This is a genomic window from Streptomyces sp. NPDC101118 (assembly GCF_044759445.1).
Lineage (GTDB): Bacteria > Actinomycetota > Actinomycetes > Streptomycetales > Streptomycetaceae > Streptomyces.
Map to the genome: position 1 here is coordinate 333,338 of NZ_JBIVZG010000002.1, position 13,803 is coordinate 347,140.

General features: G+C 74.1%; 13 protein-coding genes. 5 read left to right on the forward strand and 8 right to left on the reverse strand.

Features of this window, described 5'->3' with window-relative positions; all coding sequences use genetic code 11:
• Positions 1–114 precede the first annotated feature (114 nt).
• Positions 115–333 carry a hypothetical protein gene (locus ACIQUQ_RS04435; protein ID WP_403971195.1) on the reverse strand — a complete coding sequence of 73 codons (219 nt, stop codon included), beginning with the start codon at positions 331–333 and terminating at the stop codon, positions 115–117.
• A 215-nt stretch (positions 334–548) separates the two neighbouring features.
• Here ACIQUQ_RS04435 and ACIQUQ_RS04440 point away from each other — a divergent pair, with 215 nt between their 5' ends.
• Both ACIQUQ_RS04440 and ACIQUQ_RS04445 read left to right on the forward strand, forming a co-directional pair.
• Positions 549–980 (forward strand): VOC family protein, encoded by a 432-nt coding sequence (locus ACIQUQ_RS04440; protein ID WP_403971197.1) that lies wholly within the window; start codon positions 549–551, stop codon positions 978–980.
• Between the two features lie 255 nt (positions 981–1,235).
• On the forward strand, positions 1,236–1,457 hold the full coding sequence (locus ACIQUQ_RS04445; protein WP_403971199.1) for a hypothetical protein: 222 nt from the start codon (positions 1,236–1,238) through the stop codon (positions 1,455–1,457).
• A gap of 18 nt (positions 1,458–1,475) precedes the next feature.
• Here the strand turns inward: ACIQUQ_RS04445 and ACIQUQ_RS04450 are convergent, their stop codons facing one another.
• From ACIQUQ_RS04450 to ACIQUQ_RS04465, 4 genes are all read right to left on the reverse strand, one after another.
• Complete coding sequence (locus ACIQUQ_RS04450; protein ID WP_403971201.1) at positions 1,476–2,135, reverse strand: DUF4360 domain-containing protein; 660 nt, start codon at positions 2,133–2,135, stop codon at positions 1,476–1,478.
• 143 nt (positions 2,136–2,278) lie between these two features.
• Positions 2,279–3,049, reverse strand: coding sequence for a DUF4232 domain-containing protein (locus tag ACIQUQ_RS04455; protein WP_403971203.1), 771 nt, complete (start codon positions 3,047–3,049; stop codon positions 2,279–2,281).
• A gap of 130 nt (positions 3,050–3,179) precedes the next feature.
• On the reverse strand, positions 3,180–4,316 hold the full coding sequence (locus tag ACIQUQ_RS04460) for a permease (RefSeq protein ID WP_403971794.1): 1,137 nt from the start codon (positions 4,314–4,316) through the stop codon (positions 3,180–3,182).
• Between the two features lie 128 nt (positions 4,317–4,444).
• Positions 4,445–5,902, reverse strand: a complete 1,458-nt coding sequence (locus ACIQUQ_RS04465) for a purine-cytosine permease family protein (RefSeq protein ID WP_403971205.1) — start codon at positions 5,900–5,902, stop codon at positions 4,445–4,447.
• Positions 5,903–5,973: 71 nt separating this feature from the next.
• Between ACIQUQ_RS04465 and ACIQUQ_RS04470 the strand changes: the two genes are divergently transcribed.
• Together ACIQUQ_RS04470 and ACIQUQ_RS04475 are read left to right on the forward strand one after the other, a co-directional pair.
• Positions 5,974–6,723 carry a TetR/AcrR family transcriptional regulator gene (locus ACIQUQ_RS04470; protein WP_403971207.1) on the forward strand — a complete coding sequence of 250 codons (750 nt, stop codon included), beginning with the start codon at positions 5,974–5,976 and terminating at the stop codon, positions 6,721–6,723.
• A gap of 103 nt (positions 6,724–6,826) precedes the next feature.
• The gene (locus ACIQUQ_RS04475; protein ID WP_403971209.1) at positions 6,827–8,458 is read left to right on the forward strand and encodes an amidohydrolase; all 1,632 of its coding nucleotides are present in this window, start codon (positions 6,827–6,829) and stop codon (positions 8,456–8,458) included.
• A 22-nt stretch (positions 8,459–8,480) separates the two neighbouring features.
• Here the strand turns inward: ACIQUQ_RS04475 and ACIQUQ_RS04480 are convergent, their stop codons facing one another.
• The 3 genes from ACIQUQ_RS04480 to ACIQUQ_RS04490 form a co-directional block, all read right to left on the reverse strand.
• Positions 8,481–9,698, reverse strand: coding sequence for a hypothetical protein (locus tag ACIQUQ_RS04480; protein WP_403971211.1), 1,218 nt, complete (start codon positions 9,696–9,698; stop codon positions 8,481–8,483).
• Positions 9,699–9,778: 80 nt separating this feature from the next.
• Positions 9,779–10,462 (reverse strand): alpha/beta fold hydrolase, encoded by a 684-nt coding sequence (locus ACIQUQ_RS04485; protein WP_403971213.1) that lies wholly within the window; start codon positions 10,460–10,462, stop codon positions 9,779–9,781.
• A gap of 307 nt (positions 10,463–10,769) precedes the next feature.
• Positions 10,770–11,195, reverse strand: a complete 426-nt coding sequence (locus tag ACIQUQ_RS04490) for a Fur family transcriptional regulator (RefSeq protein WP_403971215.1) — start codon at positions 11,193–11,195, stop codon at positions 10,770–10,772.
• A gap of 233 nt (positions 11,196–11,428) precedes the next feature.
• Between ACIQUQ_RS04490 and katG the strand changes: the two genes are divergently transcribed.
• A complete protein-coding gene (katG, locus tag ACIQUQ_RS04495) occupies positions 11,429–13,654 on the forward strand; it encodes a catalase/peroxidase HPI (RefSeq protein ID WP_403971217.1) in 2,226 nt (741 codons plus the stop codon).
• The last annotated feature ends 149 nt before the right edge of the window (positions 13,655–13,803 follow it).

Consider the following 13,803-nt stretch of genomic DNA (forward strand, 5'->3'; position numbering starts at 1 on the left):
GCGGAGGTGCGGCCGGGGACGCGGGCGGAGGCCAGGCGGTGCCCGGCTCCGCCAGGAGGTCGTCGACGATCGCCGGCCGGGTCTCCGGGAAGCCCTCCGCCACCGCGTCGCGCATCATCGCCAGCCCCTCGGGGTCGGGCGTGCCGCACTTCTCCCGGTGCCGGCGGCCGGCCGGCGGGCGTAGGCCACCCAGGTGCCGTCGTGGGCGGTGTACAGGCGGGAGCCGTAGCTCCCGCACCGGGCGTGGACGGCCTCGGCCACCCGGTGCCGGCCGCCCGTGCACTGCTGCTCCTCGCCCGGCACGAGCCGCCACCGGTAGATCACCGCGAACACTTCCGCCCCCCCTTCCGGACCATCCGGTGGTCACTCCGCGCGCGGCCCCGGACGGTCAAGTGGTGCAAACGGACGCGGTTTTTACGGGTCGTTCCGCGCCGGACACGCCGCTCTCCGTGCACGGGATCCGCTCTAATGGGCCGGGGCGGTCCCCGCCGGTACAGGGCCCCGCACCCGGCAGCAGCCGTCCCCGGACACCGATCGGAGCAGCTTTCGTGAACTGGCCGCTCGAGGTGGTCCCGGTCCCCGTCACCGACGTGGACCGGGCCAAGGAGTTCTACGCCGACCGGCTCGGCTTCGCCGTCGACCTCGACGCCGAGGTGACGCCCGGTGCCCGGGTCGTCCAGCTGACCCCGCCCGGCTCCCGCTGCTCCGTCGTACTGGAGCAGGGCATCCCGCCGGCCCCCGGCACCCGCGCCATGGCTCCCGGCACCCTGCACGGCCTCCAGCTGTGCGTCACCGACATCGAGGCCGCCCGCGAGCAGCTGGCCGCGCGCGGCGTCGACGTGTCCCCCGTACGCCACGTCGGCACCGACGGCTGGGCGGACGGCAAGGGCGAGACCTGGAACTCCTTCCTCACCTTCGCCGACCCGGACGGCAACGGCTGGATCGTCCAGGAAGCCCCGTCCGAACTCTCCGAGCGCTGACCACCACTCCGCTCCGCCCGCCCGGCCACCCGTGCCCGTACCGCTGACCCTGTGGGATCTGTGCACGGGCCGCCGACACGCCGTGCACCCCCTGCCCTCCGGGCAGCGGGTCGTGGGCATGGCCCAGGCCTGGCCGGACCGCGACCCCTCGATCCTCGTGGGTTTCGACGACCAGAGCATGGTGGTGCTCGGCCTGAGCGACGGGCTACGGCGCGGGGACCGGTTCGCACTGCCGGGCCGGGCGCTGGCCGTGGCGTGCTCGGGCCGCAGTCGGGCGGGCTCGCCGCCGTCGCGACGACGGCCGAGCCGAACCTGATCGAGCTCCGGGACCTGCCGTCGGGAGCCGTCCGCGAGGCGGTTCCGGCTCCCGGCCCGGTCGCCTGCCTGGCCTTCGGTCCCGACGGCTCCCTGGTGGCCGTGGCCGGGGGCGAGGTCCTCGTCTTCGACCTCGACGTCACCGCATTCCGGCTGCCCTGACCCGGGACCCGCGGAGCGTCACCGCCGCGTCGGGCACTGCTTCCACGCGAAGTGGTAGACGGTCTCCAGGCTGCCGTCCGTGGAGTCCATCGCCATGAAGCTGGTGGTGTTCGCGGTGTCGGACGTCCCGCCGTCCACGCGGAGTTCGGTGTTGATGTTGAAGTTCCGCTGCGCCCCACAGGGCGCGAACTCCAGGGCCTGGATCTCCGTGGTGTCGCTGGCCTGCCAGTTGCCCTCCTGCGGCCCCTTGAAGGTGTGGGTGCGGACGGCCGTGCCGGACATGCCCTGGAAGTAGTAGCTCGCCAGCTGCTTCCCCACGGCCCCCGCCTCCAGGCTCGCGAAGCCCCGGTAGTCCGCGCGGGCGATCGCGTACGTGAAGCCCTGCGGCACGTTCACCCGCAGCCCGAGCTGGCAGTTCTTGCGGAACTCGGTCGGCTTGGCGCCCTTGCCGACCTGCGCCAGGTACTCGCTGTACGTGACCGTGAAGGCGCTGTTGTCGGCCGCGACCGCGGCCGTGGCCGAACCGGGGCGGCAGCCCGAGCCGTTGACCTGGACCAGGTCGACCGTGACCCGGGCGGCGGGCACCGGATCGGCCGCCGGGGCGGCCCCGGCGACGGGGGCCTGCGCCCCGGCGGCGAGCACCGCGCCCACGGAACCGATCAGCAGCTTCTTGAGCATCTGGACGTCCTTCCGATCACTCGATGCGGCCCGCCACACCTCCGGGCCGGTGACGATGAGTGAGCTTAGGTCGCGTTCCGTGATGTCGCGCGGCGCCGCCCGAGCCGGGGGCGGAATACCCCCGGTCGGCCCTCAGGAGGGAGTCAGGACGGCTTCACGGAGGACCAGGCGGTGACGGTCACCTTGTCGTCGCAGAACGCGAACACCCCGTCGTCCATGGCGATCTGGTGCTTCCCGGCACCCAGGACGCCGATGACCAGCGTCGGGTACACGGCGGGCGTCGCGCCGGACTCGCAGTAGCCGTCGGCCTCGCCCTGGACCTGCACGAACGTGAGCTTCGTCCAGGCGCGGGCGCCGGGGGCCAGGAGCACGTTCGCCGCGGCCGGGCCGGCGTGCGTGGTGGCCAGCGGCTTGTTCTTCCCGGGCGAGCCGTTGCCCGCCGCCGCGACCGTCGGGTAGCCGTACACCTTGCAGGCGGACGCGGAGGTGTTGGTGACCGACACGACGGCGGCGCCCGTGCCCGTACCGGGCGGGCGGACGTCGGCCTGGTGGCCCTCCGACATCTCGACGTCGTCCGCCGTACAGGGCTTCGCGGCGGTGCCGGTGCCGCCGGTGGACGAACCGCCGGTGGACGAACCGCCCGTCGTGCCGCCGGTGCCGCCACCCGTACCCGAGCCGCCGGTGGACGAGCCCCCGCCGGTCGAACCGGCCGTGGACGAGCCCCCGTTGGTGGTGCCGCCCTTGTCGCCGCCGCCCGTCGGCTTCGGCGCCGACGGCCCGGAGGCCGCGGGCGGCGTCGACGGGTCGACGGTCCCGTCGTCCCCGGACGGGGTGCAGCCCGTCATCAGGGCGGCGGCCGCCAGGGCCGTCACCAGAGCCGCCGCGGACCGGCCGACGCGCGCTGTGTACTGCATTGGGTGCTCCCCGAGGTTCACGACCGGTCCCACACCGGCACTCGCGTGCAGGTACACGGCGCCCTGCCGGGGACAGGTTCCCGCCGCACGCCGCTGTGGCCGTTCCGTGACGCGCCCATGACGAACGGGATCACCCCGGGGGAGGACCGCCCATCACGGCCAGCATCCGCCGGCCGCCGGTGCGGAGGAAGCGGACGACCAGGGCCGCGGACAGCAGCAGGAAGAGGATGTTCAGGTACGTGGTGTAGTTCCAGCCGATGCCGTCCGTCGGCACCTCGGCCTCCGACCGGTCCGGGATCAGGCCGAGGGCGCCGAAGAGGAGCTCGACCGCGAACCCCGCCGACGCCATCGCCGCGTAGAACGTGACGAGCAGGTACCGCGCCATCCGCTTCCCGTAGTACTTCCGGTAGATGTTGAGGATCGGGATGATCAGCAGGTCGGCGAAGATGAAGGACACCACCCCGCCGAAGCTGATCCCGCCCTGCCACAGCACCACCGCCAGCGGCACGTTCCCCACCGAGCAGACGAACGACACCAGCGCCACCACCGGACCGATCAGCGGACCCCACACCTTGGCCGCCACCGGGTGCCCCTCGAAGAAGAAGGCCTCCCAGAACGAGTCCGGCACCCACGCGGCGACGGCACCGGCGATCAGCAGGCCCAGGACCAGGTCCCGCAGGATCGCCGCCCACTCCATGACGAACACGTGCGAGACGGAGGTGTAACCCTCCGCGGAGAACAGCCGCGCGGAGAAGGAGCCCTCCTTCCGCACGGACATGTCCATCGCCGCATGGCCCTCCATGGACCCGGCGACGCCGCGTTCCGCCTGCCGTCGCGCCCCGTCCAGCAGCCCCTGCCGCAGGGTGAACCGGAACAGCACGGCCAGCACCACGATCATCAGCGGGCCTCCGGTGAACTCGGCCAGGGTGAACTGCCAGCCCATCAGGAGCGCCAGGATCACCCCGAGTTCCACCACCAGGTTGGTCGAGGCGATCTCGAAGGCCATCGCCGCGGTGAAGTTCGCGCCCTTGAGGAAGAGCGAGCGGGCCAGCGCGACGGCCGCGTACGAGCAGGAGGACGAGGCCGACCCGAGCAGGGCGGCCGTGCCGAGGGTGCGCGGACGGTCGTCGCCCAGCAGGCGTACGACCGTCGCCTTGCGGACCACCGCCTGCACCACCGCGGACAGCACGAACCCCAGGATCAGCGCCCAGGTGATGGCCCAGGTCATCGACGCGGTGATGGACAGGGCGTGCAGCACGGCGTGCAGGGCGGACATGGGGCGACCCTAGGGATCCGCGCGGCGGCGGACGGCGCTGCCGCGCGGGGCGCTCGGCCGGATGGCCCCGCGCCCCGCGGGCCGCGCGGCCCGCCCCGTGCGGGACGGCGTACCCGCGGTCAGTCCCCGGCCCTGGCCGCGCGCAGCGTACGGTCGTTGCGCATCAGCAGCGCGTACAGGCCGGCGGCGACCAGCATCCCGGCCGGCAGGGAGAGGTCCACGCCCCCGAGGGCGGCGGCCACGGGACCGGTGTAGAGGGTGTTCACGCAGAGGGCCGCCGCGGTCACGCCCGCGCACAGGGCCGTCGCGCCCGCCCGGTTGACGCCGCCGGTGTACCAGAAGGGGCTCGCGGGGCTCTCGTCCGAGAGGGCGGGGCCGTCGTACCGGTTGCGGCGCAGCACCACGTCGGTGGCGTACACGGCCATCAGGGGGCCGACCAGGGCCACGATCACCTGGAGGGCGTTGCTGACGGTGTCGAGGAAGCCGGAGGCGAGCAGCCCGTACAGGGTGAGGGCGACGGCGACCGTCCCGTCGAAGAGCACGCTGACCGTGCGGCGGATGCGCAGGCCCACGGCCTGGAGCGCGAGGCCGGCGCTGTAGGCGGTCAGGGCGTTGATGGAGATGGTGCCGAGGACCAGGGCCAGCAGGAAGACGGGGGTGAACCAGCCGGGCAGGAGCTGCTGGAGGGCGCTCTGCGGGTCGCTCATGTCGACCACGGTCGCGGCGAGCACGCCCAGGGAGCTGACGAGGACGCTGGGCACGAAGGCGCCGAGCGCGGTCCAGCCCGCGACGGCCCGGCGTGACGCGGAGCGCGGCAGGTAGCGGGAGAAGTCGGCGCTGGTGGTGTACGACAGCGGGCCCGAGGCGATGAGGGTGACGCCGGCGAGGAGCACGGCCCACAGGCCGGTGCCGGTGAGGGGTTCGGCCGGCCGGTAGGAGAAGTCCGCGTGCCGGACCACGGCGACGGCCACGACCGCGAAGGCGGCCGTCAGGGCCAGCGTGATGGGCAGGTAGAGCTTCATGATCATGGCGTGGCCGTAGACGCTGATGGCGAGGGTCAGGGCGGCGATGACCACGATCACGGTCGCCTTGACCCCGGTGGTGGCCGTGATGCCGGTCTTCTCGACCAGGGCGAAGGCGGCGGTTGCGGCGGCGGCGAGGTTGAGGGCGAAGTAGCAGACGGAGACCAGCCAGCCGCCGACGGCGTTGTTCACGCGGTTGCCGATGACGCCGTACAGCGCCCGCGTGATCACCTCGCTGGGTGCGCCGGCGGCCGGGCCGGAGGTGGCGAGGAGGCCGGTGAGCACCCAGAAGAGGTTGCCGGTCACGATCACGGCCAGGGACTGCCAGAGGCCGAGCCCCATCAGGACGAGCGCGCCGCCGATGACCAGGCTGAGGTAGTTGACGTTGGCCGCCGCCCATACGGAGAACAGGTCCCTGGGCCGGCCGTGGCGCTCCGCGTCGGGGATGTGGTCGATGCCGTGGGGCTCGATGCGGCCGGCCCGCTCGGAGTCCGGCCGTGCCGTCTCGCGTGCGAGGCCCGGGACGGTGTGCGGATCGGGGAACGTGGACGTCATGCGGTCCTCCGGGGTGCGGGTCGGATCCCACCTGCTTGCTTATTGGTCGCACACTCAATAGCATCCCCGGTATGTCGTCAAGCGTCCCGCGCAAACGAGTTCGCAAGTCCCCCGAGGCCCGCAGGGCGGAGATCGTCGAGGCCGCCACGGCGGTGGCCCTGACCGAGGGACTGGAGTGCGTCACCCTCCGCCGGATCGCCGATGAACTCACCGTCAGACCCGGTCTGATCAGCCATTACTTCCCGTCGGCCGAGGACCTGGTGGCCGAGGCGTTCGGCAGCGCGGCCACCGCCGAACTCGACCGCCTGGTACCGGCGGTGACCGCCGCGGAGGCCCCCGGCGAGGCTCCCGCAGCCCCCGCGGGAGCCGGTGCGGCGGCCGCCGGAGCAGCTGCCGGGGCCCCGCCCGGAACCCCGGCCGAGACCCCCGTACGCCGGCTCGCCCGCTTCCTCGCGCAGACCACCGGGGAGGCGTACGACGACATCAGCCGCCTCTGGATCAACGCCCGGCACCTCAGCCGCTACCGCCCCGTCCTCCGCGACCGGGTCGTCGCCCAGCAGGCCGCCTGGCGCGGCCGCCTGGAAGCCCTCGTCCGCGAGGGTGTCGCGCGGGGCGAGTTCCGCCCGGCGGACCCGCACGTCGCCACGATCGCGATCCTGGTCGTGCTCGACGGCCTCGGCTCCCACGTGAACACCCGGACGGGCGACCGCCCCGACGCCGTCCTGCGGATGGCCGTCACCACGGCCGAACGCGAACTCGGCCTGGCGCCGGGCACGCTCGACGCCCCCGCCGCCCCGGCACCGCCGGCCGGAGCCCCGTAACCCACCGTGCCGCCGGCCGGAGCCCCGTAACCCACCGCGCCGCCGGCCGGGGCCCAGTGCCTCGCCGACGGCCTCCCGCCACAGCCCCCTCCAAGGAGCACCCGTGCGCCCACGTCTCGTCCTGCACTCCGCCCGCCTGCTCGACCCCGCGACGGGCGGATTCCTGCCGGAGACCGCGCTCGCCGTCGGCGCGGACGGCCGGATCGCCGCGCTCGGCGACGGCCGGGAGGTACGCGCCCTCGCCGGCCCCGCGACCACCGTCGTCGGCCTCGGCGGCGCCGTGGTCACCCCGGGCCTCGTCGACGGCCACGTCCACCCCGTCTCCGGTGCCGAACTCACCCACGGCCTCGACCTCTCCGGCTGCGCCGGCCTCGACGACGTACGGGCGGCGCTGGCGGAGCGGGTGCGCTCGCTCGGGCGCGGCGAGTGGCTCTTCGGCTGGGGCCTCGACCCGAACGTCTTCGGCGACCGGCCGGTCGCCGTCGAGCCCTTCGACGCGGTGCTCGACGGGGTGCCGGCCTTCCTGCTGCTCTTCGACGCCCACTCGGCCCTGGCCAGCCGCCGGGCCCTCGACATCGCCGGCGTCGACGGACCGCGCACCTTCGACCAGGCCTCCGCCGAGGTCGTGTGCGACGCCGACGGCCGCCCCACCGGCCTGCTCCAGGAGGACGCCGCCTGCGAACTCGTCGAACGGGCCGCCCCCCAGCCCACGCACGAGGAGCGCCGCGACCGCCTCGCCGCTGCCCTGCGCGCGATGGCCGCGGCCGGCCTGACCGGCGGCCACGCCATGGACGCCAACGGCGAGAGCCTCGCCCTCTACGCCGAACTCGACGCGGCCGGTGAGCTGCCGCTGCGGCTGCGCGTCGCCCCCTGGTGCCAGCCCGGCACCGACGCCGACGGGGTGCGGGAGCTCATCGCCGGGCAGGGCACGGGCGGCGCCCTGTGGCAGGTCGCGGGCGTCAAGCTGTTCATGGACGGCACCATCGACAACGGCACCGCCTGGCTCGAACGGCCCGACTGCCACGGCGAGTCCACGCACGCCTTCTGGCCCGACCCGGCCGCCTACACCGCGATCGTGGGCGAACTGCACCGCGCGGGCGTGCCCACCGCCACCCACGCGATCGGCGACGCGGCCGTACGCCACGTCCTCGACAGCATCGAGAAGGCCCGGGCGACCGGCGGGCTGCCCGGCGTGCGGCACCGCGTGGAGCACATCGAGACCGTCCCGGACGACACGCTCGGCCGCTTCCGGGAGCTGGAGGTCATCGCCTCCATGCAGCCCACGCACTGCTGCGACTTCACCCGGGCCGACCACACCGACAACTGGTCCCGCCGGCTGGGCGAGGAACGCGCCGCCCGGGCCTGGCGCTGCCGGGACCTGTGGGACTCCGGCGCCACCGTGGTACTCGGCTCCGACTGGCCGATCGCGCCGTTCCCGCCCCTGGGCGTGATGGCCGGTGCCCGGCACCGGCGCCCCAGCCGCGACCTGACGCTCCCGCCGCACGGCCCCGAGCAGGCGCTGACGGCCCTGGAGGCGCTGCGCGGGATGACGACGGCACCGGCGTACGCGGCGGGCGAGGAGGACCGGGCCGGCCGCATCCTCCCCGGCCACCGGGCCGACCTGACGGTCTTCGCCGAGGACCCGCTCACCACCCCGGCCACCGACCTCCCCGGCCTCCCGGTGCTGCTCACGGCCGTCGACGGCCGCCTCACCCACCGCGCCCCGCAGGTGTGACGCCGCCCCCGGCGCGCGGCCGTCACGGCCGGGTCGCCGGGGAGCACACCCCGTCGGGGGCGCACACCACGTAGTCCCCGGTGTTGAACCGCAGGATGTTGTTGTAGAGGCCGGTGGCGGAGTAGACGCGCACCCCGAACGCCGCCGCGAAGAGGCGGAGCAGCGGCAGGTTTTGACCGACCGTGCAGGACTCCAGGTGTACGAACCCCGCCGCCGTGAAGTGCGGCGCCAGCCGTGCCAGCGCGGGCCGGTAGGCGCCGAAGCCGGCCACCGTCACCTCGTCCGACCCGATGAGGATGGTGGTCGGGCTGCCGTGCGCCCGTACGTCGAGCCGCGCGACGGGATGGTCGCCGGCCGCCCGGATGACGTTGGCGACCATGCTGTCCACGTCCGACATGTAGACCTCCCCCGTGCGGAAGAACCCCTCCAGCCACCCGGTGGCGTCGTAGTCGTCGCCGACGTCGATCTCGACGGGCGCGGGGGACGGCGGCGGTGGCCGGACCTCCGGCCCGGGCGGGTGGCCGTCGGTGACGCCGCCCGGCAGCCCGGCGTCCCGGGGGCCCTCGGGCACGCCGCCGTCCATCGCGGGCCCCGTGCTGCCGGCGGGCTGCGCGGGGGCGGCGGGCTGCTCGGGGCCGGCGGGTTCCGGCGGGGCGGGGATCGGGAGGGGTTCCAGGGCGATGACCACGGCCCGGTTCCCGGCCCGGTCCTCCGCGCTGTCGTTGCCCGCGAGGTACGTGCCGTCCGGCGCCGGGGAGGCCGTACCGCCCCGCAGCTCGTGGCCGTGGAGGTACGCGAGGGCCGCCTGCGCGCGCAGTCCGCGCAGCCGGGCGTTCCCCGCGGCGGAGCCGACCCCGTCCGCGTACCCCACCACCGACACCAGCCGGGCACGGCCCGCGAGCCCCTCACCGGTGAGCAGCCGGCCGAGCAGTGCCAGGTGGGCCGGCTTGAGGTCGTGGCCCCCGGCCGCGAAGTCGGCCAGCACCACGAGGTGGGGCGGCAGCGGTCCCGGCGGGTGGCGCGCCGCGGCACCCGGTGAGGTCCGGGAGGCGTCGCGTTCGCGGGGCTGGTACGTGGTCCGCTGGACGGTGAGCCCGCCGAGCAGGTGCGCGGTGGCGGCGTTCCCCGCCTGCCGTTGCAGCCTCAGCACCGCCGCGGCCCGCCCGCCCCCGCCGGGCGCGGGCCCCCCGGCGGGCGTCGGCGTCCGTCCGGGCCGGCCCTGTCCCGCGTGGCTCCTCATGGCGGCCATCGTCCCGCCCGTGCGCGCGACCGCGCCTGCCCCTCCGGGCAGGCGCGGGGGAAGGCCTGCGCGGGGGCCGGTCAGACCGCCTTGGCGGCGCTGCGGATCACGTCCAGCACGGCCTCGGGCTGGGAGAGCATCGGGACGTGCGACGAGTCCGTCTCGACCACCGTCGCGCCCATCCGCTCCGCGGAGAAGCGCTGGAGGTCGGGGTTGACGGCGTGGTCCTGGGTGGCCAGCACGAACCAGCTGGGCTTGGACCGCCAGGCCGGGTCGTCCGTCGTGGATCCCAGGACGGCGGCGTTCGCGGAGCCCTGGGTCGCCCAGACCAGCTGCTGGTCGGCCTCCGGCAGGTCCCCGCAGAAGTGCGAGATGCCGTCGCGCGCGATCCAGAGCCGCCCGTCCTCGTCGTCGAGGTGGGCGAAGAGCGGAGGCGTGTCGAACCGGCCGATCAGGTCCTGCGGGGTCTCCCCGGCGTCCGGGGCGAGCGCCGCGATGTAGACGAGGCCGGCGACGCGGTCGTCCGTACCCGCGGCGGTGATCACGAAGCCGCCCCAGGAGTGGCCGACGAGGATCGCCGGCGCGCTGACGCGTGCGAGCGCGCGGCGGACGGCGTCGACGTCTCCCTCCAGGGAGTCCAGCGTGTTCTGAGCGGAGACCACCTCGTGGCCCTCCTGCTGGAGGACGGGGATCAGCTTGCTGTAGCAGGAGCCGTCGGCCCACAGGCCGTGGGCGAAGACGATGCTGGGCTTGCTCGGCGACATCGGTGCGTTCCTCCACTGGACGGACCCCCCGTCCCCCCGGGCACCCCCGAGTCCACACCAGGCGGCGGGGGCGCACACCCGGGGCGGCCCGAACGGGTCACCGCGGACCGTCACCGTATGCGGGTCACCGCGCACACCGCGCACACCGCGCACGGCTCACCGCGCACGGGTCACCGCGCGGGGTCGCCGCGTACAGGTCACCCCACGGGCTTCACCGCCCACGGGCTTCACCGCCCACGGGCTTCACCGCCCACGGCTCACCACCGCCCACGGCTCGCCCCGCCCCGACGCGCCGGGCGGCGCCCGGTCACGCCGCGCCCGCCGCCGCGCAGTCCGGGCACAGGCCCCGGTACGTCACCTCGGCCGCGGACACGCTGTAGCCGAAGCGCTCCGAGGCGGGCAGCGCCGCCAGCGGGTCGCCCTCGGGGTGGACGTCCCGGATCTTCCCGCAGCCGGAGCAGACCAGGTGCTGGTGGGGGCGGTGGGCGTTCGGGTCGTACCGCTTGGCGCGCCCGTCGGTGGTCACCTCGACCACCTCGCCGAGCGCCACCAGCTCGCCCAGCGTGTTGTAGACGGTCGCCCGCGACACCTCGGGCAGCCGCGCGGTGGCCCGCGCCAGCACCTCGTCCGCGGTCAGGTGGACGTGGTCCCCGTCGAGCACCTCGGCGACCACCCGCCGCTGCGCCGTCATCCGCCAGCCGCGCTCCCGGAGCCTTCCCAGTAGATCGCTCATCCCCACCCAGCCTAACTGTGCATGACTTCTGGCCTATGAATCCGTACGGATCTGGTCACTGCATTGACTTGGACAGAGTCCATCGTAGGATCTGTTCCGGCGCAAACAAGAGGGACAGGACAACAGCAGGGGAGTGCACGTGACGGTTCAGGAGACCGGGCCAGTGCCCCTGACTGCTCCACGGCCCGCAGTTCCTGAGCACAGCGATCCGCCTGAGATCCGGAAGGATTCCCATGCCTGAGAACCATGACGCAATCGTCACCGACCCGAAGCCGGAGGGCGTAGGGGGCTGCCCGGTGGCGCACGGCCGTGCCGCGCACCCGACCCAGGGCGGGGGCAACCGCCAGTGGTGGCCGGAGCGCCTCAACCTCAAGATCCTCGCGAAGAACCCCGCCGTGGCGAACCCGCTCGGCGAGGACTTCGACTACGCCGAGGCCTTCAAGGGCCTCGACCTCGCCGCGGTCAAGAGCGACATCGCCGCGACCCTCACCACCTCGCAGGACTGGTGGCCCGCGGACTTCGGCCACTACGGCCCGTTCATCATCCGGATGGCCTGGCACAGCGCCGGCACCTACCGGATCAGCGACGGCCGCGGCGGCGCCGGCGCCGGCATGCAGCGCTTCGCCCCGCTGAACAGCTGGCCGGACAACGCCAACCTCGACAAGGCCCGCCGCCTGCTGTGGCCGGTCAAGAAGAAGTACGGCCAGAGCCTCTCCTGGGCCGACCTCATGATCCTCGCGGGCAACGTCGCGCTCGAGTCGATGGGCTTCGAGACCTTCGGCTTCGCCGGCGGCCGCGCGGACGTCTGGGAGCCCGACGAGGACGTCTACTGGGGCCCCGAGACCACCTGGCTCGCCGACGAGCGCTACACCGGCGACCGCGAGCTGGAGAGCCCCCTCGGCGCCGTCCAGATGGGTCTGATCTACGTCAACCCGGAGGGCCCGAACGGCAACCCGGACCCGGTCGCCGCGGCCCGCGACATCCGCGAGACGTTCCGCCGCATGGCGATGAACGACGAGGAGACCGTCGCGCTGATCGCCGGTGGCCACACCTTCGGCAAGACGCACGGCGCCGGCTCGGCCGACCACGTGGGCGCCGACCCCGAGGCCGCCCCGCTGGAGGCCCAGGGCTTCGGCTGGCAGAGCACGTACGGCTCCGGCAAGGGCGCCGACACCATCACCAGCGGTCTCGAGGTCACCTGGACCACGACGCCCACCCGCTGGAGCAACAATTTCTTCGAGAACCTGTTCGGCTACGAGTACGAGCTCACCACGAGCCCGGCCGGCGCCCACCAGTGGGTCGCGAAGGACGCCGAGGCGGTCATCCCCGACGCCTACGACGCGTCGAAGAAGCACCTCCCCACGATGCTGACGACGGACCTCTCGCTCCGCTTCGACCCGGCCTACGAGCAGATCTCGCGCCGCTTCCTGGAGCACCCGGAGCAGTTCGCCGACGCCTTCGCCCGCGCCTGGTTCAAGCTGACCCACCGCGACATGGGCCCCGTCGTCCGCTACCTCGGCTCCGAGGTGCCCGGCGAGACCCTGCTGTGGCAGGACCCGCTGCCGGCCCGCACCGGCGAGCTGGTCGACGACGCCGACGTCGCCTCCCTCAAGGAGCAGATCCTCGGCTCGGACCTGTCCGTGTCCCAGCTCGTCTCCGTGGCCTGGGCCTCGGCCTCGTCCTTCCGCGGCAGCGACAAGCGCGGCGGCGCCAACGGCGCCCGCATCCGCCTCCAGCCGCAGGCCGGCTGGGAGGTCAACCAGCCCGACCAGCTCGCCACGGTGCTCCGCACCCTGGAGGGCATCCAGGAGTCCTTCAACGCCGCCCAGACCGGCGGCAAGCAGGTCTCCCTGGCCGACCTGATCGTCCTCGCCGGCTCCGCCGCCGTGGAGCAGGCCGCCAAGGACGCCGGTCACGACGTCCGGGTCCCCTTCACCCCGGGCCGCGTGGACGCCACGCAGGAGCAGACCGACGTCGAGTCCTTCGCCGCCCTGGAGCCCGTCGCCGACGGCTTCCGCAACTACCTGGGCAAGGGCAACCGCCTGCCGGCCGAGTTCCTGCTCGTCGACAAGGCGAACCTGCTGAACCTGTCCGCCCCCGAGCTGACCGTCCTCGTCGGCGGCCTGCGCGTCCTGGGTGCGAACCACCAGCAGACCAAGCTGGGCGTCTTCACCGACACCCCCGGCACCCTGACGAACGACTTCTTCGTCAACCTGCTCGACCTGGGCACCACCTGGACGCCGGTCTCCGAGGACCAGACCACGTTCGAGGGCCGCGACGACGTCACCGGCGAGGTGAAGTGGACCGGCACCCGCGCCGACCTGGTCTTCGGCTCGAACTCCGAGCTGCGCGCCCTGGCCGAGGTCTACGCGAGCGACGACGCGAAGGCGAAGTTCGTGAACGACTTCGTCGCCGCCTGGACGAAGGTCATGGAGCTCGACCGCTTCGACCTCGTCTGATCCTGACGGACCGGGCCCGCTGAACCGCGGACCCCACCCGGCACGACGTGGGGGGCGGGCCCTGGCGGGGCCGCCCCCCCCGCCGGCCGGGGTGACGCGCGCGAAATCGGCCAACGCGGACGGGCCCGCCGCCCGCCCCCCCCCGCCCC